The 24016-nt window shown below is 42.9% G+C and carries 21 protein-coding genes and 1 pseudogene; 21 read left to right on the top strand and 1 reads right to left on the bottom strand.

Annotation, left to right across the window (positions count from 1 at the left end; translation table 11 throughout):
• The first annotated feature begins 9 nt into the window (after positions 1-9).
• The 11 genes and pseudogenes from ACEE44_RS05515 (at position 10) to ACEE44_RS05465 (ending at position 9944) form a co-directional block, all read left to right on the top strand.
• On the top strand, positions 10-426 hold the full coding sequence (locus ACEE44_RS05515; protein WP_105145390.1) for a F0F1 ATP synthase subunit epsilon: 417 nt from the start codon (positions 10-12) through the stop codon (positions 424-426).
• 67 nt (positions 427-493) lie between these two features.
• Positions 494-718: a DUF1146 family protein gene (locus ACEE44_RS05510; protein WP_332411415.1), complete on the top strand. Its 225-nt coding sequence runs from the start codon at positions 494-496 to the stop codon at positions 716-718.
• A 23-nt stretch (positions 719-741) separates the two neighbouring features.
• On the top strand, positions 742-2025 hold the full coding sequence (gene murA / locus ACEE44_RS05505; protein ID WP_449171542.1) for a UDP-N-acetylglucosamine 1-carboxyvinyltransferase: 1284 nt from the start codon (positions 742-744) through the stop codon (positions 2023-2025).
• Positions 2018-2209, top strand: a complete 192-nt coding sequence (locus ACEE44_RS05500; RefSeq protein WP_105113934.1) for a DNA-directed RNA polymerase subunit beta — start codon at positions 2018-2020, stop codon at positions 2207-2209. Before murA ends, ACEE44_RS05500 begins: the two co-directional genes overlap by 8 nt.
• A 29-nt stretch (positions 2210-2238) precedes the next feature.
• Positions 2239-3078, top strand: a complete 840-nt coding sequence (locus ACEE44_RS05495) for a DNA/RNA non-specific endonuclease (RefSeq protein WP_449171541.1) — start codon at positions 2239-2241, stop codon at positions 3076-3078.
• A 251-nt stretch (positions 3079-3329) separates the two neighbouring features.
• On the top strand, positions 3330-4373 hold the full coding sequence (pheS, locus tag ACEE44_RS05490; protein WP_024392320.1) for a phenylalanine--tRNA ligase subunit alpha: 1044 nt from the start codon (positions 3330-3332) through the stop codon (positions 4371-4373).
• A 320-nt stretch (positions 4374-4693) separates the two neighbouring features.
• Positions 4694-5215, top strand: a pseudogene (locus ACEE44_RS05485) (GNAT family N-acetyltransferase).
• A gap of 1 nt (position 5216) precedes the next feature.
• The gene (pheT, locus tag ACEE44_RS05480; protein ID WP_449171540.1) at positions 5217-7616 is read left to right on the top strand and encodes a phenylalanine--tRNA ligase subunit beta; all 2400 of its coding nucleotides are present in this window, start codon (positions 5217-5219) and stop codon (positions 7614-7616) included.
• Positions 7617-7670: 54 nt separating this feature from the next.
• Positions 7671-7937, top strand: a complete 267-nt coding sequence (locus tag ACEE44_RS05475) for a DUF2087 domain-containing protein (RefSeq protein WP_172050484.1) — start codon at positions 7671-7673, stop codon at positions 7935-7937.
• Positions 7938-8154: 217 nt separating this feature from the next.
• Positions 8155-9048 (top strand): DUF975 family protein, encoded by an 894-nt coding sequence (locus ACEE44_RS05470; protein WP_449171539.1) that lies wholly within the window; start codon positions 8155-8157, stop codon positions 9046-9048.
• A gap of 59 nt (positions 9049-9107) precedes the next feature.
• Entirely contained in the window at positions 9108-9944 is an 837-nt protein-coding gene (locus ACEE44_RS05465; protein ID WP_449171538.1) for a DUF975 family protein, read from the top strand.
• A 17-nt stretch (positions 9945-9961) separates the two neighbouring features.
• Here the strand turns inward: ACEE44_RS05465 and ACEE44_RS05460 are convergent, their stop codons facing one another.
• Positions 9962-10837, bottom strand: a complete 876-nt coding sequence (locus ACEE44_RS05460) for a CPBP family intramembrane glutamic endopeptidase (RefSeq protein ID WP_449171537.1) — start codon at positions 10835-10837, stop codon at positions 9962-9964.
• A gap of 113 nt (positions 10838-10950) precedes the next feature.
• On the opposite strand from ACEE44_RS05460, the gene ACEE44_RS05455 reads away from it, so the two are divergent.
• The 10 genes from ACEE44_RS05455 (at position 10951) to ACEE44_RS05410 (ending at position 23991) form a co-directional block, all read left to right on the top strand.
• The gene (locus ACEE44_RS05455; protein ID WP_449171536.1) at positions 10951-11562 is read left to right on the top strand and encodes a DUF3885 domain-containing protein; all 612 of its coding nucleotides are present in this window, start codon (positions 10951-10953) and stop codon (positions 11560-11562) included.
• Between the two features lie 57 nt (positions 11563-11619).
• Complete coding sequence (locus tag ACEE44_RS05450; protein ID WP_449171535.1) at positions 11620-14856, top strand: helicase-related protein; 3237 nt, start codon at positions 11620-11622, stop codon at positions 14854-14856.
• Position 14857: 1 nt separating this feature from the next.
• Positions 14858-15568 (top strand): DUF4391 domain-containing protein, encoded by a 711-nt coding sequence (locus ACEE44_RS05445; RefSeq protein ID WP_449171534.1) that lies wholly within the window; start codon positions 14858-14860, stop codon positions 15566-15568.
• A 372-nt stretch (positions 15569-15940) separates the two neighbouring features.
• Complete coding sequence (locus ACEE44_RS05440; RefSeq protein ID WP_449171533.1) at positions 15941-16033, top strand: putative holin-like toxin; 93 nt, start codon at positions 15941-15943, stop codon at positions 16031-16033.
• Positions 16034-16384: 351 nt separating this feature from the next.
• A complete protein-coding gene (locus ACEE44_RS05435) occupies positions 16385-16477 on the top strand; it encodes a putative holin-like toxin (protein ID WP_079269952.1) in 93 nt (30 codons plus the stop codon).
• Positions 16478-16672: 195 nt separating this feature from the next.
• Positions 16673-18733, top strand: a complete 2061-nt coding sequence (locus ACEE44_RS05430) for a site-specific DNA-methyltransferase (RefSeq protein WP_449171532.1) — start codon at positions 16673-16675, stop codon at positions 18731-18733.
• A gap of 3 nt (positions 18734-18736) precedes the next feature.
• A complete protein-coding gene (locus tag ACEE44_RS05425) occupies positions 18737-19702 on the top strand; it encodes an FRG domain-containing protein (protein ID WP_449171531.1) in 966 nt (321 codons plus the stop codon).
• Positions 19703-19804: 102 nt separating this feature from the next.
• Entirely contained in the window at positions 19805-22900 is a 3096-nt protein-coding gene (locus ACEE44_RS05420) for a type III restriction-modification system endonuclease (RefSeq protein ID WP_449171530.1), read from the top strand.
• Positions 22901-23038: 138 nt separating this feature from the next.
• The gene (locus tag ACEE44_RS05415; protein WP_256769054.1) at positions 23039-23164 is read left to right on the top strand and encodes a hypothetical protein; all 126 of its coding nucleotides are present in this window, start codon (positions 23039-23041) and stop codon (positions 23162-23164) included.
• Between the two features lie 77 nt (positions 23165-23241).
• The gene (locus ACEE44_RS05410) at positions 23242-23991 is read left to right on the top strand and encodes a hypothetical protein (protein WP_449171529.1); all 750 of its coding nucleotides are present in this window, start codon (positions 23242-23244) and stop codon (positions 23989-23991) included.
• Positions 23992-24016: the final 25 nt, after the last annotated feature.

Below are 24016 nucleotides of genomic sequence, written 5' to 3'. Positions count from 1 at the left end.
AGGTGGCTTATGGAACAAATGACTGTTCAAATTGTGACACCAGATGGAATGAAATATGACCACCATGCTGCCTTTGTTTTGGTAAAGACTGTCGAAGGTGAGATGGGAATCTATCCCGGGCATGAGGAACTGATTGCCGTTTTGGAAATCGATGAAATGAAAGTCCGCCGTGTAGATGATGAAAACCACGTGGACTGGATTGCCGTCAATGGTGGGATTATTGAAATCAATAAGAATATGATTACGGTAATTTCGGACTCAGCAGAGCGTGAGCGTGATATTGATATCAGTCGTGCAGAACGGGCTAAGTTGCGTGCCGAAAGAGAGCTTGAAGAAGCTCATAAGGCCCACAATGCTGATTTGGAAAAACGTGCTACAGTTGCACTTCAAAGGGCCATTAACCGTATTCGAGTTGGTAAACATTAACACACTAAAAGAGATGGGATTGGACTTAGTTCAATCTCATTTTTTGTTTTCATGGTATAATGAAAATATGATTATTTCAATTTTACAATTTTTTAGTCACATCCTGTTTATCTATCTGGCCCATCATCTTTTGGTGACAACAGTTGACTGGTCACGTTGGTTAAAGGTTACAGGAGAAAACCGGCAGAAAATCAACCTGCTCATTCTCTTTCTAGCCATTGCGCTGGGCTACTTAGTTTCCACCTTCTTTTTAGAATTGTTGGTGGTGGGGCGCTCATTTGCAAGTATGTGATTTAAGTAAGAAAAGGATAGTAAATGGATACAATTATTGTTAAAGGTAGTAAAACTGGCTTGAAGGGTCAGGTAGAAATCGAAGGTGCAAAGAATGCTGTTCTACCATTATTGGCAGCGACGGTACTAGCTAGTCAAGGACAGACCAAATTAACTCAAGTGCCTATTTTGTCGGATGTTTATACCATGAACAACGTCGTTCGTGGTTTAGGAGTTCGTGTGAAATTTGACGAGGAAACAAAGACTATAGCTATTGATGCGACAGGTAAACTTGGTAGCGAAACACCTTATAAGTATGTAAGCCAGATGCGTGCTTCTATTGTCATTTTGGGGCCAATTTTGGCTCGCAATGGTTATGCTAAGGTATCCATGCCGGGTGGGTGTACCATTGGTAGTCGTCCAATTGATTTGCATTTGAAGGGCTTGCAGGCACTTGGTGCCAAGATAAAGCAACGTGCGGGTTATATTGAGGCGAGTGCAGAGAAATTGCAGGGGGCTCATATCTATCTTGATTTCCCAAGTGTTGGGGCTACGCAAAACTTAATGATGGCTGCAACGCTTGCTCAAGGTACGACTGTTTTGGAAAATGCTGCGCGGGAACCAGAAATCGTTGACTTGGCAATTTTCCTCAATAAAATGGGTGCCAAGGTCAAGGGTGCTGGTACAGAAACCATTACCATCACAGGTGTTGACCAGCTGCATGGAGCTGAACACCAAGTTGTTCAAGACCGTATTGAAGCAGGGACCTTTATGGTGGCTGCTGCTATGACTGGTGGAGATGTCTTAGTTAAGGATGCTGTCTGGGAACACAACCGTCCACTCATTTCTAAGATGCTAGAAATGGGTGTTGAAGTGACGGAAGAAGAAGGGGGCATCCGAGTTCGTTCGCAAGTGGATAAACTTAAACCCGTAACCGTAAAAACCTTGCCTCACCCAGGTTTCCCAACAGATATGCAGGCTCAATTTACAGCCCTTATGGCAGTTGCTAAGGGGGAATCAACCATGATTGAAACAGTATTTGAAAATCGTTTCCAACATCTAGAAGAGATGCGTCGGATGGACTTGCATTCAGAAATTTTGCGTGATACAGCTATTATTACAGGTGGTCAGACCTTGCAGGGTGCCCAGGTGATGTCAACGGATTTGCGGGCAAGTGCAGCCTTGATTTTGGCTGGTTTGGTCGCTGAAGGTGAAACGATTGTTGGGAAATTGTCCCACTTGGACCGAGGTTATTATCGGTTCCATGAGAAATTGGCAGGACTTGGCGCTGATATCAGACGTGTAAGTGGAGAAATTGAAAATGTTTAAGGAAAATCTAAACTATGTTGGAAAAAATCTGCTTTTGGTTGCTATCGTAGCACTTTTAGCCCTACTGGTTTTTGCTTTAGGACTTATGGTAGGCTATGGTGTCATTGGTGATGGGGATAATTTATTTGCAGTCCTATCCCCTGCAAAATGGCAGGATTTAATCAATAAATTTACAGGAAAGTAGGGTAACCTACTTTTTTGATGGGGGATTTTATGGCGAAGAAAAATGTAAAGAAACAGGCTATGAGCCTACTAAGTTTGTTAGCTACTATTGTTGTAGTTGGTGGTGGCTACTTTTTAAATAATACGAGCAGCGACAATGCTGCAAACTATTCTTATTATGTCAATCAGTCGCAAGCAAGCGAGTTTACACCTAGCCAGGAGCTGGCTAGTTCGGTATTGACGGAGAAAGTAAGGAAACAACTTGGGAATTCCATTGAATGGAATGGAGCTGGAGCTTTTCTAATCAACGGCAATAAGACTGATTTAGATGCTTCAGTGGCTAGTGCACCTTATGGGGATAACAAGACAAAGACTGTGCAAGGAGAAACGGTTCCAACCGTAGCCAATGCCCTATTGGCTAAGTCAACACGTCAGTATAAGGATCGTGAAGCAACTGGTAATGGGCGTACATCATGGACTCCTGCTGGCTGGCACCAAATTCATGATTTGTCAGGGGAATATGATCATGCAGTTGATCGTGGGCATCTGCTTGGCTATGCTTTGATTGGTGGTCTAGCTGGATTCGATGCCTCAACAAGCAATCCAAAAAACATAGCGGTTCAAACAGCCTGGTCTAACCAAGCCAATGATCCTACCTCAACAGGTCAGAATTACTTTGAAACCTTGGTACGAAAAGCCTTGGACAAGAACAAGCGTGTCCGCTACCGTGTTACCCTAATCTATGCAGAAAACAATGACTTGATTCCAGTAGGAAGCCATCTAGAAGCAAAATCATCCGACGGTAGCTTAGAGTTCAATGTATTTGTCCCCAATGTGCAGAGTGGCTTGAGTATAAACTACCATAGTGGTGAAATCACGGTGAATGAATAAAGAAATCAGTTGCTAAACTGCCTATATTTTGTTAAACTAGAAGTAATTGAATAGAAGTCTGTGAGACTAGTACACCTATGGAAACTGTCCAGGGAGTTGAGCCGTGACTGCAAGCTCAATCAGTGAAAGTTGGTCGAATTCACTCACGCAAGGACTTAGAACTAAGGTCTGCTTAGCAGATGAAAACGGATGGTACCGCGTGACAACGCTCCGATACGAGTGGTGTCATGCGTTTTTTTATTGGAGGAATTATGTCAAATATTGAACAACAGTTGGCTGAATTAAGCCAAACGACACTAGAAAAGTTAAAAGAAATCCAGCACCAAGGAGAAAAAGAACTACAAGACCTGCGTGTTGCGGTTTTGGGTAAAAAAGGGTCCTTGACTGACTTGTTGAAAGGTTTGAAAGACCTATCTAGCGACATGAAACCAATCGTTGGTAAGCAGGTCAATGAAGTACGTGATGTGCTGACAGCTGCCTTTGAAGAGACAGCTCAAAAGGTTGCAGCAGCGAAAATTCAACAACAATTAGCATCTGAAACCATTGATGTGACCTTGCCGGGTCGTCAGGTCAAGGTCGGAAAACGTCATGTCTTGACCCAAACTTCTGAGGAAATCGAAGATATTTTCTTGGGCATGGGTTTCCAAATCGTTGACGGATTTGAAGTGGAGAAAGACTACTACAACTTTGAGCGTATGAATTTGCCAAAAGACCATCCAGCGCGTGATATGCAGGATACTTTCTACATCACTGAAGAAATTCTTATGCGGACCCACACATCACCTGTTCAGGCACGTACAATGGACCAGCATGATTTTTCAAAAGGTGCTTTGAAGATGATTTCGCCTGGACGTGTTTTCCGTCGTGATACGGATGATGCGACCCACAGCCACCAGTTCCACCAGATTGAAGGCTTGGTTGTCGGTGAAAATGTATCCATGGGTGACCTCAAAGGTACGCTTGAAATGATCATCAAGAAGATGTTCGGTGAAGAGCGTCAAATTCGTCTGCGTCCGTCTTACTTCCCGTTCACAGAGCCTTCTGTTGAGGTGGATGTTTCCTGCTTCAAGTGCGGTGGTGACGGCTGTAACGTATGTAAGAAGACAGGCTGGATTGAAATCCTCGGTGCCGGCATGGTCCACCCGCAAGTATTGGAAATGAGTGGCATTGACTCAACCAAGTACTCTGGATTTGCCTTCGGTCTTGGTCAAGAACGTATTGCCATGCTTCGCTACGGTATCAACGACATTCGTGGTTTCTACCAAGGTGATGTACGCTTCTCGGAGCAGTTTTAACGTAGCACTACTTAAGGCTGACAAAGCCAGCTCTTAAGAAGACGGAAATCGCCATTAAGCGACTTTCCTAGCTACCTTACTAGGCTTTCAAGCGAAAAATATCGTTTCGCTTGAAAGCCGTCGTGATTTAGTAAGTTTGTCAGGTTGTTTAAGGTGAAAAACGGTAGCTGCTATGGCGGTCTACCTACTCCCCTCACTAAGTTCAAGGTTGGAAAAAATGTCGTTTTCAACCTTAGAACGTCGTAATCTCGCACTATTTAAGGTGTGGGAATCGTTATTGAGCGACTTTCCTAACCCAGTTAGAAATGAGAGGCAATGAGATGCAGATTGATCCTATACGTTTGGAAGAGGTTTCTGTTTTGCAGGAGCTGGCTAAGCAGACTTTTGCAGAGACCTTCGCTCACGATAATGACCCGAAGGAACTGGAGGCATTCTTTGAGGAGTCGTATTCCTTGGAGGTCTTGACTAGTGAGTTGTCGGACCCCAATTGCCAGCATTATTTTCTAAGGATTGATGATCAGGTGGCTGGTTATCTTAAGCTCAACCAAGGTTCTGCCCAGACGGAGCAGGAGTTGGAAAATGCCTTTGAAATCCAGCGTATCTATCTCTTGCAGGCTTTTCAAGGTCGCGGTCTTGGGAAGGTCTTGTTTGAATTTGCTTTGGAAAAAGCAGAGCAGTCTAGTTGTGACTGGGTCTGGCTGGGAGTTTGGGAACATAATTACTAGGCTCAGAAATTCTATTCCAAATACGGATTTGAAAAATTTGGCCAGCATGAATTTGCGGTCGGTGATAAGATTGATGTGGATTGGCTACTGAAACGGCCTTTGCACCAGAAAGGATAATATGTTAGTAAGTTACAAATGGTTAAAAGAACTCGTTGACTTTGATGCGACAAGCCATGACTTGTCTGAAAAAATGTCAACAACAGGAATTGAAGTAGAAGGTGTTGAGCAAAAGAGTGCTGGCCTTTCTAAGTTGGTTGTCGGGCAGGTTGTATCTGCTGAGCCTATTCCAGATACTCACCTCAATATCTGCCAGGTCAATGTGGGTGAAGAAATCACGCAAATCGTTTGCGGTGCTCCAAATGTCAAGCCTGGTATCAAGGTGATCGTCGCTCTGCCAGGAGCTCGTATCGCCGGCAACTACAAGATTAAGAAAGGCAAAATCCGCGGGGTTGAGTCTTTGGGAATGCTCTGCTCATTGAGCGAAATCGGCGTGTCCGACTCAGTTGTACCAAAAGTCTATGCGGACGGTATCTACCACCTGCCAGAAGATGCAGTCTTGGGTGAGCCAGTCTTTTCATACCTTGACCTCGACGACGAGATTATTGAGTTGTCCATTACACCAAACCGTGCCGACGCCCTCTCTATGCGTGGTGTGGCTCACGAAGTGGCAGCTATCTATGACAGCAAGGTCAACTTCAAGCCGGTGGTCTTGGAGGAAAGTGACAAGAAGGCCAGCGATGTGATTGAAGTGGCCATTGAGTCAGACAGGGTGACTGCCTACACGGCTCGTGTCATTGAAAATGTGACCATCGCACCAAGTCCACAGTGGTTGCAAAATCTGCTCATGAACGCAGGTATCCGCCCGCTTAACAACGTGGTTGACATCACCAACTACATCTTGCTCTACTTCGGTCAACCTATGCACGCCTTTGATTTCGATAAATTTGAAGGCAAGAAAATCGTGGCTCGTCAGGCAAAAGAGGGTGAGAGCCTGGTGACGCTTGACGGCGAAGAACGTGACCTGATTGCCGACGACATCGTCATTTCCGTTGGGGACAAGGCAGTTGCCCTTGGTGGTGTCATGGGTGGTGCCAACACAGAGATTGACAACAACTCTAAGACCGTCGTGCTGGAAGCTGCCCTCTTTGACGGCAAGTCTATCCGCAAGACCTCAGGTCGTCTCAACCTTCGCTCTGAGTCCTCTTCTCGCTTTGAAAAAGGCATCAACGTAGCGACCTTGACGGAGGCTATGGACACAGCCGCTGCTATGATTGCGGAACTGGCTGGCGGTCAGGTCTTGTCTGGTATCGTTTCTGCGGGCAGCGTGGACACATCGGATGTCCCAGTCACAGCGACCATTGATTACGTTAATCGCTCGCTCGGTACTAATCTTGACTATGCCCAAATCGCAGACATTTTCCGTCGTTTAGGTATGGAAACAACTGGCGATGTAAGTCAATTTACAGTCGCAGTACCGCGTCGCCGTTGGGACATTCGCATTCCAGCAGACTTGGTAGAGGAAATCGCTCGTATTTATGGCTACAATAATCTTCCAACCACTCTTCCGAAAGAGGACGGAACAGCAGGCGAGTTGACCCTGACCCAGAGCATCCGTCGCCAAGTTCGTAGCCTGGCAGAAGGTGCAGGCCTGACAGAAATCATTTCCTATGCCTTGACAACGCCTGACAAGGCTGTGGAATTTGCGGCTCGTCCAACCACTGTGACCGAACTCATGTGGCCAATGACCGTTGACCGCTCTGCCCTTCGTCAGAACATGGTGTCTGGTATGCTGGAAACAGTAGCCTACAACGTGGCTCGTAAGAATAAGAATTTGGGTCTTTACGAAATCGGTAAAATCTTTGAACAGTCTGGCAATCCAAAAGAGGACCTACCACAAGAAATCAACAAGTTTGCCCTTGTCTTGACTGGCTTGGTAGCTGAGAAAGACTTCCAGACACCAGCGGTGCCAGTTGATTTCTTCCATGCCAAAGGAATTTTGGAAGCTATCTTTGCTCATTACAAGTTGGCTGTTGACTTTGTGGCGACTAGTGAGATTGCTGCTCTGCATCCAGGTCGTACAGCTGAAATCCATTTGAATGGGGCGGTTATCGGCTTTGTCGGTCAGGTACATCCTCAAACGGCTAAGGACTACGGTATTCCTGAAACCTATGTGGCTGAAATCAATCTGGATGCGATTGAAGAAGCCCTCCAGCCTGCTCAGCCATTTACCGAAATCTCCAAATTCCCAGCGGTTAGCCGTGATATTGCCCTGCTCTTGAACAGTGATGTCAAACATCAGGATGTCTTGGATGCCATTGCGTCTGCGGGCGTGAAACGCTTGACTAAGGTGACCCTCTTTGATGTCTATGCGGGCAGCAATATTGAGTCTGGTAAGAAATCTATGGCTTATAACCTGACCTTCCAAAATCCTGCGGACAGCCTGACGGATGAGGAAGTGGCGAAGTATATGGAGAAAATCAGTAAGGCTTTGGTGGAGCTTGGTGCTGAAATTCGTTAATTTGTAAATCTTGTGATATCCTAGTCTGCGGGCTAGGATTTTTGGGAGGGAGATATGAAGGCTCAAGATATTCACGAAAAATTTTTCCGAGATGGAAAGTTGATTGTCATTCCGAAAAAGTTGAAGAGTAAGCAAGTTTTATTTACCTACTTGCAGGAGGAATTAGCTAAGAAAGGCTCAACATTCACTGAAAAAGAGGTTAATGCCTTTCTAGCTGAAATCTATGATGATTATGCTATTTTAAGACGCTACTTGGTGGACTACGGCTACTTGTCGCGTGACCAGTATGGATTAGAATACAGAATAGAAGAACAGAACTGATGTCATCGAGTAGAGAAAGGCTGGTAATCTGATTTTATCAAATCCTAGTTTTCAGACTAGGATTTTTTGCAATTTTTTTATAGAATTCATAGAAATTTCTTGTACAAAATAGTATAATATATATAATTAAAGGCTAGTTTATCAATAGTAGGTATCAACTCAAGGAGATTTTTCCTTGCTGGTCTTAGACCCGAAGGCTAAACGAAAGGGGTAATCTATGCTAAATAGTGATATTCGTGCGAAAGCAAGAGATATTAGAAGTACAACAGATGGGATGATTTTCTTGTTTATGCCCCCCATTTTGATTTCTTTCCTCTCTACTCTGGTTACATCTTACTTGAAGGTTGCTTATGGCTGGGCTGGTATCCCTATTTTTAACAAAACGATTGAGGAATTTGGCAGTGTTCGTAGCTTTCAAATCCACCTATCTCCACCAAGCATATTTTTTAATCTGGCTATAGAATGCCTGATTATCACCGCTTGTTTTCAGCTCATACGAGTTGTTCGAAAAGAAGGTTGCCGTCTGACTTTCATGGATTGTTTTAACCGACTGGATGAGAAGAATATCTTCCCGCTGGTTTTAACGGTTGTCATTCGAAGAGCCTTGCTCTTTGTGTGCAGTCTGCCGATTTTGATTGGAACCAGCTTGATTACTTGGGCGCTGTTAGATGAGGGAGCTTTAGGAGCTATCTATTTTGGACTACTACCAGACATCGGTGCCTTATTTCATTCTAGTGGTATGCAGTTAGGACTGGTCTTGCTCATCATAGGTGGCTTAGTGACCGGTTTTCTTGGCTATGGTTTTAGCCTGGTCGAATTTCTACTCTATGACCATGTGGAAATTGGGACCTATTCCTCACCTTTGGTCTTATTCAGACAGAGTTGGCAATTGATGAAAGGAAATAGATGGCGTTTGTTTTTGCTAGACCTGTCTTTCCTGGGCTGGTTTATCGGTATTTTCATGACTTTGGGATTGCTAGCTTTCCATGTTTATCCATATTATTGGACCTGTAGGGTCTTGTTTTATGAGGACTTGAAGGCAAAAAATCCTCTTGTCTTTAAAAGTCTTTTCTCAGACAGTAATCGGTTTATATCATCGTCGGTAGTTTAGCTTTTACTTTAGTAGAGTGAATAGTTGAGTTAACAAGTAGAGAGTTGAAAGGAGGGATGATGATGTGGATGAAGGAGAAGATGGCAGAAGCCACCCTGATCCGTGAGGCAACCCAGGGGATGACGGCCGCCTTTTCGCCTGTAGTTGTATTGTCTATTTGTCATCTTCTCGGGGGCTTACTTGCAGCCCTGCGAGGCTTTCTTCTGCTTAGGCAGGATAGCAGTCTGGTTGTAGAACGTTTGGTAGCCCATCTCTCTCTGGCCCTGGTCACTAGCTCGATATTAAATGCTATCATACACATTCTCTTTGGTCTAGCAAGCCTTCAGCTAATAGACTTTCTCAAAGGGCAAGTGGACAAGCTCAGTTTAAAGGGCAGTCTGTTCCTTCCCAGAAAGGAGTGGACAAAACCAGTCTTAATCACTCTGATTTTCCATTACTTGATTGATTTTCTAGCGGGGCTACCGCTGGTCCTAGGTATTGGCCATCTCATCGCCGGCTTGGTTTTACATAGTTTGATGATTTTATCACCTGGGGCAATGGCAGAGCTGGCACTTTATCATCCAAGCCAATTCTTACAGACAGGCTTCATTCTTCTGGTCCTTGGAAGTCTAATCTATTTCTTTATCCATTATCGCTTCTCCCAGACCGTATTTGTTTTATATGACCAACTAACAGAGGACCGCTACCATCAGCCTAGAGCTGTTTTTCAAGAAAGTCAGCTATTGATGAAGGGAGCTTATTGGAAAGCTTTCTGTTTGGACTTGGCATTTTTTGTCTGGTTTATCAGTGAATGCTTGACCCTCAATCTTCTATCATTCTATGTCAGACCTTACTATCAAATCAGCAGAGCTATTTTTTATCAGGATTTAAAAGAAAGACTGTCAGCTAATCACTAGCCAACAGTCTTTCTTCATTATTGAGCTGTATTTTTATTTTTAAAGTAGAGGTCGTAAATCAACCAGGCGATGACAAGACCTTGGACGATGAGGCTGATAACGGATCCTTCCACACCGAAAGCACCGCCTGACAACCAGTCTGGGCCAGAGGTTTCTACTGCAATAAAGGCTTGAACAGCCTGGTTACCGCTCACTGGAAAGGCGAAGACATTTCCTTGGAAACAATTCCATGCGGCATGGATACCACCAATCACCCAGAGATTGCCTGTTTTCAACATGACCAGACAGGCCAGAATGGCAAAGAGGGTCAGGTCTAGGATAGGAATGAGGGAGATAGCATTATTTCCCAAGTGGAGAAAGGTGAAGAAGAGGGAAGAAATAAGGATACCGACAGGGATATTGTGCTTGGCAGCTAGGGATGAAAACATCCAACCACGAGTGAGTAATTCTTCGGTCGTTCCCTGAACGGACCAGGCCAAGACCAGAATGAGAAATTCTCCCAGAAAGGCGGGCGAAACATGGAAGCTAGTAAACTGCACGACACCAAAGGCCCACATAAGCAAGACACAGGCAGTCAACATAGCGGCTCCAAGTCCCCAACCCAGTAGGAAGTCTTTTAGGGCTCCTTTTTTTATCATGCCCAGTCCAGACCAGGAGCTCTTTTCAAGAAATCTAGCCCAGAGGATAACAGCGAGGCTGATAAAGGCAAAGGAAAATAATTCCAAACTTAGTGATACAAATGGGTCGTAGATGTAGTTGAAAAATAAGGTCATTATGACTATATAGCCGATAATTTCCGCTAGAATCATCAAGATAATGCCCACGATAGGCGATAGGATAAAATTGAGATTAAAGCGTGATTTGGCTTTTTCAGAAATGAATGCTGTTTTCATATTTTTCTCCTAGTTTGTGTTTAGTAATAGTCTATCATATTTTCCTATGGAAAACTAGACAGAATTTTGATAAGCGTGATATAATGATACAAAAGTATAGAAGGAGATACATCATGCATTTACAGGATTGGCTATCAGATTTTCAATTTGGCGAACACCAATTGGTAGGTCCGTTTTTTTATGCGACCCCTGTGGCGCTCCGATTTGAGATTGGTCCTGCGGATGAGGCTGAGCAGCTACCTAGAAAAGTGTATCTGGATAGGGCTTATGCGCGTGCGGTAGAGCTTTTGGGGCGGGCTAGTTCAGCATACGACTATGTGGTTCTTTCGCTGCTTCGCCAGGAAGATAGGGACATCGACACTTACCTTTGGCATTTTACATCGAAATTTAACTTTGACAAGTGTCCTGAGCCTGACTTGATTGAAGTGGTGGACTGGACGGGAGAGGTGCTGGTCTTTGAACGCTATCTTTTCACAGTCACTGACCAAGATTTGAAAGCTCTCTTGTGGGAGATTATCCGAGCCGATCATGGTGGCTTTAACTACCTTTCTGCATCTCTTATCTTTCTATCTAGCAAGGAAAAGGTTCTGTACCATTGCTATGACGATAGGGGAGTGGATATCGCGGTGGTGGATGATGACAAGCGTCGTCAGCTTTTTACGGACTGCCATGACCTGCTTTTTGATTATGATATGGAGGAGATGGTGAGGAGGATGAAGAGATAGAAATCCTTGTCTAAAGATGGTATACTACATCTGGAATCAATATTTGAAGGAGATTTTATGGAAATTGATAACCGACTGGTTCTCTTAGGGGATCAGTTAAAAGAACATTTAGGAAAAGGCAGTAAAGTTAAGATGGCTGCAGCAACCTTTTCCATGTTTGCTTATCAGTCTTTAAAAGAAGAGCTCGAGCAAATTGAAGAGCTGCAATTTATTTTTACAAGTCCAACCTTCACGACCAACGAAGTCGCCAAAGAATACCGCGAATATACTATACCCAAGAAACAGCGAGAATCATCTATATTTGGAGCTGAGTACGAGCTCAAATTGATGAATGAACTGACCCAAAAATCGCTTGCCAGAGAATGTGCCGACTGGGTACGTCGAAAGGCTCAGTTTAAGTCTATCAATGTCCATGAAGAAATTGACAACGGCATTCGGATTGACAACGGTCAAATCATCGCAGTAGACAAGCTGAAAAATTTTGACCGTAAGGAACTGGGTTATGAAAATTCTTTGTTTAAGTCCAGTCGCAATCTCTACACAGAGCCACAAAGTTTGACCTATCTGCGAAACTTTGAAGATTACTGGGAAAATGATGAATATTTCCGTGATGTGACCGAGGAAGTTTTAGAAAATCTGACCTTGGCCCATAAGGAACATTCGCCAGAATTCCTCTACTATGTCATGCTTTATAATATCTTTAGTGAATTTTTAGAAGATGTCAATCAAGACCAACTGCCAAATGAACATGTTCAGTATAAGGAAACCAAGATTTGGAATCTCTTGTATGATTTTCAAAAGGATGCGGTCAAGTCGCTGATTTCAAAATTGGAACGATACAACGGCTGTATCTTGGCGGATTCGGTCGGTCTAGGAAAAACCTTTACAGCTCTTGCTGTCATGACCTACTATGCCTATCGAGGCAAACGGATCTTGGTTCTTTGTCCCAAAAAGTTGGAGCATAACTGGAACATGTACCGTCACGACTATGTCAACAATCCCATTTACGACCGCTATCTCCAGTATGATGTGCTCTACCATACAGACCTCAGCCGTGACAAGGGAATATCAAATGGAATTGATTTAGCACTTAATCGTTGGGATACCTATGATTTGGTGGTCATTGATGAATCACATAATTTTAGAAACGGTGGATCATCTGATGCCGAGATTGAAGAAGGTCGTGAAAATCGCTATTCCCGCTTGATGAATCGGATCATCAAAAGCGGTGTACCGACAAAGGTTCTTATGCTGTCTGCTACACCTGTCAATAACCGCTTTAATGATTTGAAAAATCAAATTGCCCTAGCCTATGAAGGTGATACGGCACAATTTGATGCCAAATTAGATACCAAATCCTCCATCAATGATATCTTCCGTCTGGCACAGGCTGCTTATAATCAATGGGCAGAGCTACCAGCAGAATCACGGACGACAGCAGCTTTACTAGATAGACTTGATTTTGATTTCTTCAAAGTTCTTGATAGCGTGACCATTGCACGAAGCCGTAAGCATATCCGACAATTTTATGATAGAAATGCGATTGGTGATTTTCCAGAACGACTGGCCCCTAAAAACTTCTATCCAGACTTGACGGTCAATCGAACAGACATTACTTACGAACGGATTTATTCTCTATTGGATCAGCTACAACTGACCATTTATCAGCCAAGTCTTTTCATTCATCCCTCAAAACGTTCCCGCTATGAAAAAGCGGAAGGGCAAGGTTTGACCCAGCTTGGACGGGAAACGGGAATTAAGAAACTGATGATGATCAACCTCTTGAAACGCTTGGAAAGTTCTATTGAGGCCTTTCGCTATACCTTGATTGACGTGGTCAAGGCTTATGTAGACAAAACAATTCTGAGCATAGAAGAGTTTGAAGTTGCAGGTGGTGAAGGGAATGTTCAGTTGCAAGAGTTGGCTGAAGATGATTTTGATGTCGAAGATAGCAACACGGATTTCTTTGTTGGAAAGAAATTCCCTATCAAGCTGGCAGATATGGACTACCTATCTTGGAAGAGGGATTTACAGGCTGACCAAATAGTTTTGAGAGAATTAGAAGACCTGGTCAATTTAATCACCCCACAGGAAGATCAGAAATTACAGACCTTGTTTAACTTGATTGATGACAAATTGGCACAGCCAATCAATCCAGATAACAAGAAAGTGATTATCTTCTCAGCCTTTGCGACGACTACAGACTATCTTTATAAAAATATTAGCCACTATCTCTTGGATAAGTATGGGCTTCATACAGCCCAGATTTCAGGGACAAAAGGTTTTTCGACTACTTTGCCACTCAAAAATAAGGACTTGAACACCCTTCTGACCTATTTTTCACCGAGATCCAAGCAGAAGGACTTGCTGTATCCTGATGATCATCGGGAAATTGATGTCTTGATTGCGACAGATGTTATCTCAGAAGGTCAAAACCTGCAAGACGCAGATACCATGATTAACTATGACATTCACTGGAACCCTGTCCGTATTGTCCAGCGCTTTGGTCGGGTAGATCGTATCGGTAGTCAGAACAAATACATCCAGCTGGTCAATTTTTGGCCCAACATTGCTTTGGATGCTTATATCGATCTCAAGGCGCGTGTGGAATCCAGAATGAAAATCTCTGTGCTGACTTCAACGGCTGATGACAATGTCTTGACCAATGAGGAAATCGAGGAGAACAATTATCGGAAGAAACAGCTTGAACGCCTCCAGACAGAGGTCGTTGATTTGGAAGATATGAATGAGGGGATTTCCATTATGGATCTAGGTTTGGAAGACTACCGTATGGACCTGCTCAGCTATTTAGCCAAACACCCAGAGTTAGAAGCTATGCCTAAAGGTCTTCAAGCAGTGGTTCAAGCAGGGCAAGGTCAACCAGCTGGAGCCATCTTCCTCTTGAAGAATATTGCCAACCAGACCCATCTCAGTAAAAAAAATCGTCTTCATCCTTACTATCTGGTCTATATCAGTGACCAGGGAGAGACGGTCTACTCCATTGCGGATACCAAGGCATTGCTGGAGCACCTACGCATGATTACCAAGGGCAAAAATCAGCCTGAGAAAGATTTGGTGGCAACCTACAATCGTGCCACTGATGATGGTGCCAAAATGGAGCATTACTCCGACCTCTTGCAAAGAAGTCTTGAAAATCTCGTGGAGAGTGATGAGGAGACCTTCAATGAGTCCCTCTTCACGTCAGATACCATTGACTTTATGGATAGCGGGGTGGACGGAAGTGATGATTTTGAACTAATGGCCTTCTTTGCCGTTTTGAAAGGAGAAGACTAAGATGCCATTTTTACCATCTACTCTAATTCCAAGACCCAAAGTCCTCTACAAGCCTTATCAAAAAGGCAACAAGGACTTTCTAGATAATTTTGGCCTGTCTACAGCTGATAAGCAGCTCCTCAGGCAACAAATCGGCCAGATTACCGCTACCCACCAACTAGATGCCAAGACCCTCCCCATTCCAGCGGGCAAGACCATTCAGCAAATCATCGTCCTTCGGATTGACCTCTTGAGTCAGCAACTAGACACGCACTTACTAGCAGAGCTGGACACTTATCTGGGATTTTACACCCTCTTTCATCTGGTATTTCCAGATGGGACTAGCCAGTATTTGATTCATTATAAGGAAAAGCTGGCGCAATCGAGAGAGGGACGGAATTTTAAGATTGTTCGTCACTTTCAAACAGACAAACCTCTGGCATTGACCTACCAAGAAAGGGACTTGGACCAGTTTTATGAAAACTTGGTCAAACAAGCGGGGGAAGAAGAACTGGTCGGGGGCGGAGCTTCTATCAAAGACCAGATTGAGCAGACGGAACGCTTAGTAGCAATGGAAAAGCAAGCAGCCCAGCTCAAAAAAAAGATGTTTGCCGAAAAAGCCATGCGCAAACAAATGGAACTTCGAAAGGCCTACAAGGCCCTAGAAGAAGAAATCCAACAGTTGAGAACCAGCATTCACAGTTCAGCACCTTCATCTAAGGCTAGTTTTTAAGCTACTCATCGTTCGTTTTTTTCAAAATACAGCCAGTATTTCTTCAAAAAACTGCCTGGATTAGCTAAAAACTATTACTTATATGAAAGCACTTCACAAGTGAATATAGGTTCAAAAAATCCACAGTAAATTCTGTGGACGATATGGTATAATAGAACAGTAGAAAAGTACTCCTGTATCCATGAATGGCTGTAGGAGAAAGACGGTGGTTACTTTCTAAGTGAGAGGCTAACCTAAACTTGATGGCAAGTAAACTTGCTCATCAAGTAACGACAAATCCTAAGCGATTTGTCTAAGGTTCGCACTAGTTCAATTTTTGAAAAATATCGTTTCAAAAATTGAACGTCGGACGCGGGGTTATCAGCAATTGAAGTGGTACAAACTTTATTTAGTTTTGGTGGTTTCACCATCGCCTTGATAGGGTTGTGCTATAAAATCTTCAAAGATGATGACCAAAAGAAATAGCCGTCAAAACTTTGGGGAGTGACGGCTATTTCTAAATTAGCATAACACGAACCACCGTCTTAAGCGGTTCTACTGGGATTGAGTTGACGCTCAATCCCTTTTTCAAAACCATTATACCACAAACTAAAATCGTTTGACAAATGCTACATGAAATTTTAGTAAGCATTAAAATCCAGGTGAATTCTGTAAAAAAACATGGTATAATAGAACAGTAGAAAAGTGCTCCTGTATCCATGAATGGATGTAGGAGAAAGACGGTGGTTACTTTCTAAGTGAGAGGACGGTGATGCCTATGAGCAACTCATCAAAATCTGACGGAAAGGGGGTAACAATCTTTTGACAGCGTTTGAAGTGGTACAAACTTTATTGAGTTTTGGTGGTTTTACCATCGCCTTGATAGGGTTGTGCTATAAAATCTTCAAAGATGATGACCAAAAGAAATAGCCGTCAATACTTTGGCTAGTAACGGCTATTTCTGAATAGTTAAAAATGAGCCACCGTCTTTAAAGCGGTTCTACTGGGATTGAGTTGGCGCTCAATCCTTTTTTCGAAACTATTATATCACAAACTAAAATCGTTTGACAATTTTTTATCTACATCATCAAAAAAGGCTTGACAGCCTAAGAAAAGGAGATTACCATGAGCACAGCACAGCACAGCACAGCACAGCACAGCACAGCACAGCACAGCACAGCACAGCAAAAGCTTGGAGAATACACTCAAGTTGAAAAGCTAGACCTAACGTCAAAAGATATTTTATCAGACAACATTGCAAAAATTGGTCAGCTTTTTCCTGAGGTTCTGACAGAAAGTAGCGATGAAAATGGCAGGTTGCGTCCAGCCATTGACTTTGATAAGCTACGCCAATTCCTTTCAAGAGAGATTGTAGAGGGGCGGGAGTCCTATGAGTTTACCTGGGTCGGCAAACGCGGAGCGATTGCCGAGGCAGGTAAACCGACCACCCAGACTCTCCGCCCAGATCTTGAGGAAAGTGTTGACTTTGATAAGTCTGAAAATGTCTTTATAAAAGGGGACAACCTTGAAGTCCTCAAGGTCTTGCAGGAGTCTTATCTGGGCAAGATTGATATGATTTACATCGATCCGCCATACAATACAGGCAAGGACTTTGTATATTCAGATAAATTCCAGATGAGCGAGGAAGAACTGGCAGATGAAATGGATCTGCGAGATGAGGACGGTTTGCAACGGGTGGGCTTGACCAAGAATGAAAAATCCTCCGCCCGCTATCACTCTGACTGGCTCAATATGATGTACCCCCGCCTAGTCCTCGCCCGCAACCTCCTCAAAGACAGTGGCGTTATTTTTATCTCCATTGACGATAACGAACAAGCCAACCTCAAAGCTATCTGTGATGAGATATTTGGGGAGGGGAATTTTGTTGGGAATTTTGTATGGGAAAAGACTCAGCATTTCGGAAGACAAAAGATAAATTCCTATAATAATGCAGACTATTTACTAGCGTATATGAAAAATTCAATAGATGAAGGGAGACTGAGAGAGGTCCTTGTTGAATTTGAGAAAGAGGAGTTTGAGGATGCTCCTTTGTATAATGCCTCTAATAACCTAAATGTATTGGAGTTTCCAGAAGGAAGTGTACAGTTTAATATACCTGATGGAGAATATTTTCAATCCACAGATGAAAAATATTCTTTGTTAACCCCTGTGACTGTAAAGAATTCCAAGAACCTAAATAATTTTCGGTTACAATTTCGTTCTCGTTGGTCTAATGATACAATTCAGAAAGAGATAAGTAAAGGAACAACATTTTGGGTGAAGACAGATAAATTTGCAATTCGAGCAATTTATGCTGAAGGTAAAAAAGCACTTGAGTCGCCAAGACAAATTATTTTAACCAATAATACAAACAAGTCTCAAACTGTAAGTCGATTTGGAAAGAAAGTAGGAACCTCTGAAGTAGCAACGTCTTACACGAATAATCTGTTGAGTGGAGATTATTTTTCCTACCCCAAGCCAAAGTCTCTTATTGAGTATATTGTAAGTCTATATTATTGTGGAACTGAGCATCCTAAAGATATGTATATCCTCGACTTCTTCGCTGGTTCCGCCACCACGGCTGATGCGGTTATGCAGCTGAATGCAGAAGACGGTGGTAACCGCAAGTACATTCTCTGTACCTTGGACGAGCAGGTGGCAGACAAGTCAGCTGCCAAGGAAGCAGGCTATGAAACAATTGACCAGATTTCTCGTGAGCGGATTCGTCGGGCAGCCAAAAAGATTCAGGAAGAACATCCTGAAACCGTCGGCAAGCAAGACTTTGGCTTTAGGGCTTATAAGCTAGACAGTTCAAACTTCAAGGATGTCAGCCAAACACCAGACAGCTTTAGCCAAGAAAGCCTATTTGACAGTGTTTCCAATATCAAAGACGGTCGGACAGACCTTGACCTCCTCTTCCAGATTATGCTGACTTTGGGGATGGAATTATCTCTTCCAATCACGAAAACTCAAATTGACGGCACAGACATTTACAATGTGGCAGACGGTACCTTGATAGCCTGCTTTGCAGATGAGATTTCGGAAAGTACCCTCCGCCAAATCGCCAAAGAAGAACCACTCCGTGCTGTCTTCAAGGATGAATCCTTCGCCAACTCCGCAGCCAAAATCAACCTAGGCCAAATCTTCAAAGAAGTAGCACCAAATACCAAAGTGAAGGTGGTGTAGGGGATGAATCGAGAAATTTCGGTTAGCTCTTTACAAGAATTTATTGATTTTTTGGATCAGCAATCCAAACTAAATAACTCTTTTTATTTTCGTGGAGAAGAAAGGGACTTTAAACAAACTAAAAACACTGCTAGTGGTTTTAGGTGGATGAGTGAAAATAGCTTACAGTACGGAGAAGAAAATACTACCTTTCCTAGGAATTATTGTGATTTGCTGAAAATGAGGCAGCAATTTTTCAGTGAAATTGGATACAGTCTGACAAAATATGAGGTAGAAAATTTTATTGCTTATTGCCAACACCATGGTTTGCCTACAGAATTATTAGATATTAGCGAAAATCCTTTAGTTGCCTTGTATTTTGCTTGTCAAAATGAAGATGATGGTTTTGTATACTGTTTTGACAAAGTCTTATTTTCAACAATTCCTACTCAACACTCGCTGATTAAGGATGATATTTCGAGACAATCATTTGATTTATTGGGTTTTGGAACAAATTGTTTTGACAAACAAGACTTGATAGAAGGTGTAAAGAAAATAGAGAAGAAAAAAGTTAATTCTACAATAAATTGTTCTTTCACTTCTGTAAAGGAGTTAATGATTCAGGAATTGAAAAAAATAGATATTTCTTCTCAAAAATTGTCGAATAGTGAGTTATGTCAATCTTTTTTAGAAAATCTTTCACAAGTAGATAACCATATTCTTCCCTACTTTCTTCACAAACCATCAGTAAAATTCGATCGTATGGTTAATCAACAAGGATTGTTTGTTGTTCAACAATATTTTTTACATGACTCTTATCAAAAACTATTACCTTCAATTACAATAAGAATTGAAGGAAGACGTAAGGCTATAATATTAGAACAGCTAGACAATGTTGGTATAAATCAGAAATTCATTTATCCTGATGCAGACAATATTGCCAGTTATATTAAAGAAAAAGTTGCCAAGAGTAACAATTTAGTTGAATAAAACATTGAAAGGAATGTTCAGGTTTAACTGAACACGGGCTAGGGACTTGGACAAAAATGCCTATTTTGTCTGTATCCCTTTGACGCTCTTTGTATCTTAATTATGAAACTTCAATTTAAACAGCAGCAATTTCAGTTAGATGCGGTGGCCTCTGTTGTGGATGTTTTTTCTGGTCAGGGAAAACACAGCGGTTTTGACTACCACATGGACAAGGGTCAGGGAATGGATGCGGAACTGGATATGAATTTTATCGGTTTCCGCAATGCTCCCATCCAGCTTTCACAGGATACTATCAGCCAGCAGGTACGAAGTCAGCAGCTCCGCTATGGACTTAAACCTTCAGAAAACTTGTCTATCCAAAAAGTCGATGGTCGTCCGTCTTATAATTTGACCATTGAGATGGAGACAGGGACAGGGAAGACCTATACCTATATCCGCACCCTGATGGAGCTCAACAAGCAGTATGGCTGGCTCAAGTTTATCATTGTGGTGCCGAGTATCGCCATTCGGGAGGGGGTGCTCAAGTCCTTTGAAATCATGGCAGACCATTTCCAGATGGAGTATGGCAAGAAGCCACGCTACTTTGTCTATGACTCTAGCCGTTTGGGAGAGCTGGACAAGTTCGCCAACTCCTCGGACATTCAGGTCATGATCATCAACTCCCAGGCCTTTAATGCCACTGGAGCAGATGCCCGTAGGATTCACACCGAGCAGGAAAGTTTCCGCTGGAGAAAGCCCATCGATGTTATCGCAGCGACCAATCCCATTTTGATTATTGATGAGCCTCAGTCGGTTGAGGGGAAAAAGACTAAAGAACGCTTGGAGGACTTCAAGCCTCTATTTACCCTCCGCTATTCAGCCACCCATAAGGACAAGCACGATATGATTTATCGTCTGGATGCCTTGGACGCCTATAATAAAAAGCTGGTCAAGAAGATTGCCGTTAAGACCGTGGAGCAGACTTCTACCACAGGTACACAAGGCTACCTTTATCTGCAAGAACTGGTTCCGCAAAAATCAGGGCCTAAGGCTCGGATTGAGTTTGAAATGCGGACCAAGTCAGGTAATGTCAAACGGGTAACTAAGCTGGTTGAGCAAAATTTTGCCCTCTATGAAGAGTCTGGTAACCTACCAGCCTATCAGGATGGTTGGACCTTGAGTCATTTTGATGCGCGTGAGGGCGAAAATTCCATTCAAATCGGTGCCAATCGCAAACTCCATGTGGGCGAAGTGATTGGGGAAACCAACGAAGATGATATTCGTCGTATTCAGATAAGGGAAACCATTGCCAGTCACCTGCAAAAAGAAGAAGGCCTTTACAAACGAGGTATCAAGGTGCTATCCCTTTTCTTCATTGATGAGGTAGCTAAGTACAAGTGCTACGACGAGCAAAATGATGCCTACAATGGCACCTATGCCCAGATGTTTGAAGAAGAGTATGAAGCCCAGGTCAAGGCCTTGTTGGCAGATCCCAACCTTCATGGCAGCAATTTTTGGCATTATCTCAACAAGCACCAAGAAGGCAATCCCGTTCACGCAGGTTATTTCTCCGTTGATAAGGTGAAAAAATCGGACAAGGTCAAGTTTGTGGACTACAAATCGGCAACTGAGAAGAAAAACAACCAGTCCAACGACAAGGATGCCTTTGATTTGATTATGAAGGACAAGGAGCGTCTGCTGTCCTTTGATGAGCCAGTACGCTTTATCTTCTCCCACTCAGCCCTTAAAGAAGGCTGGGACAATCCTAATGTCTTCCAGATTTGTACTCTGAAAAATACGGGTACGGAGACAGAAAAACGGCAAAAGATTGGTCGTGGGATGCGTCTTGCTGTTGACCAAAAAGGTGTCCGTCAGGATGAGGAACTCTTAGGAGCTGATGTTCATAATATTAACAAATTGACCGTCATTGCCAATGAAAGCTATGAAGATTTTGCAAAGAATTTGCAAAGAGAACTCAAGGAGATCTTGGCTGATCGACCAAGTAAGGTGGAAGTGGACCTCTTTGTCGATAAGGTCTTGGAAAATGAAACTGGTCAAAAACTGACTGTCACCAAGGAAGTGGCTAAAGAGATTGAATACCAGTTGATTAAGCAAGATTATATTGACAGCAAGGGAAATCTGACCACCGCTTACTTTGAACAAAAGGATACCAATCAGTTTACATTATCTGAAAATCTGGCTGGCTACGAAGTGGCTGTAAAAGATATCTTGGAGTCTATTTATGATGCCAATCGTTACCAGATTGAGCGTGAAAATGATTCGGAAATTGTTTTTGCTAGAGAAATCAATCCTGACAACTACAACCGTCAAGAGTTTAAACGTCTGTGGGAAAGCATTCATCACAAGTCTACCTACTATGTTGAGTTTGACGATGAGGAGTTGATTGAAAAATCTGTTAAGGCTTTGAATGAGACTTTGTTTGTTATAAAGCCAAGCTATATGATTACAGAGGCTGAGGCTAGGGAAATGAAGGCTGAGCAAGGTTTGGATTTCAAGGTCAATAAAGACGGCAAGCGTCAGGCTGAATTGGACAAGTCTTCTATTCAACTCCGCTATGATTTGTTGGGTGAAATCGCCAGTCGTACGGAGCTGAAACGAAAAACAGTTGCAACTATTCTGAAACAAATCTCACCTAGCAAGTTTGATATGTTCGCCTATAACCCTGAGGCATTTATCCAACGAACAAGCCGTCTGATCAATGAGCAAAAGGCCAGTCAGGTCATTGAGCACATTCGTTACAATATCTTAGAAGAAACCTTTGACACTTCTGTTTTTACGGATAACCCAGAAAGCGGAAAATTGTCGGACAAACGGATACTGGAATCGCAAAAAGGCGTGTATAATTATGTGAAGGTCGATTCAGATACGGAGCGGAAGTTCAAAGAAGAGTTGGATCAATTTGAAGATGTCATGGTCTACACCAAATTACCTAGCAATTTTAAGATTTCTACCCCTCTGGGTGCTTACAACCCTGACTGGGCAATTGCCTTTCGAGAAGGTTCGGTTAAGCATGTTTACTTTGTAGCCGAAACCAAGGGTTCCATGTCTAGTTTGCAACTGAAAGGGGCAGAGCTAGCAAAAATTGAGTGTGCCAAGGCCCACTTCAAAGCCTTGAAGGAAAAAGGTTTGATTGCGGACGACCACATGTACGATGTGGTGGATTCCTATGAAAAATTATTAGAAATCGTGAGGGGATAAGCAACCAAGCAATCCTTCTCACAAGAGAAGGAGAAATATATGGGTGCATTTCTATTTTTTACATTTGCCATTTGTTATCTGGTAGGCATTATCGCTATAACGATTGGTCTCAGACGTAGGAAGTAGGAGAAAAGACAAATGGAAGAACTCTTTATGAAACTCTTGATTTGGTTTTTAATCTTGCTTTGGGCCTCACCTGTAATCATTGTCGCATTGGCAGGTGGTTTTGTCATTTTAAGCCTATTGTTTGGCAGAAGGAAATAATGATATTGAAGCATTGCAAAAGAATGTAACCTATCGTAAAATGGTAGTATATTTCAGATATACAGGAAGGGGTTGCTATGCCTTACCGTAAATTAACATCAAGAGATCGGTCTTTTATCAAAGGGCAGACGGACCGCTTGCTGAATCAGATGAATAGCAATGCGGCCTATTTGGGGACAGTTCAGACCTATGAAGCAGCCAAGGCTAGGGCCAACCAAGCCTATCTGGCAATGGAGCTAGAAGATGACCCAGAGAAAAAGGTGCGACTGGCAAAATTGGTTGAAACCTATACTGCACAAGCCCAGGCTATATTGGACGAGTGGGAGGAGAAGAACAGACATGCAGAGAAAGTGGCAAGAAATGTCAAGTTGATCTTGTGGCTGACCGTGCTGTTCACCTTTAGCTTTGTCTTCCCCGTCAATATCATTCTAGCCATTCTTTTTGCCGTTTGGTTTTATCGGAATTACCTTCGTTCCAGTAAATCCGACCGAGTGACTAAGACCGCCGCTAATAGCCAGTCTTTGACAGAAGAGAAAAGGTATGAAGAATGGCTGACAGAAAAGATTGTCATCCTCAACAAGGACAAGCGCCAGTGGACCGAGGGAATAATCGCAAAATATGACAGCTTAGATGACATAGCAGCAGGTATCGTTGAAATGGATGAGATAGATAAAGTGGCTGGTAAGAACCTTCTACGACGCTATCAGGACATTTTAGCAGATATTGAAAAACTTCCTAATTCTGACCAGAAAACCTATTATTTAGATTTTCATCAGGAGATCATTGCTGACTTGGAAGATCTATTCCAACAACTCCATTTTGGATAAAAAAAACCGGTTACAGTACAAGGCT

The sequence above is a fragment of the Streptococcus sp. 32226D021BW genome (genome assembly GCF_053545015.1).
This window is presented reverse-complemented; position numbering and strand designations above follow the sequence as displayed.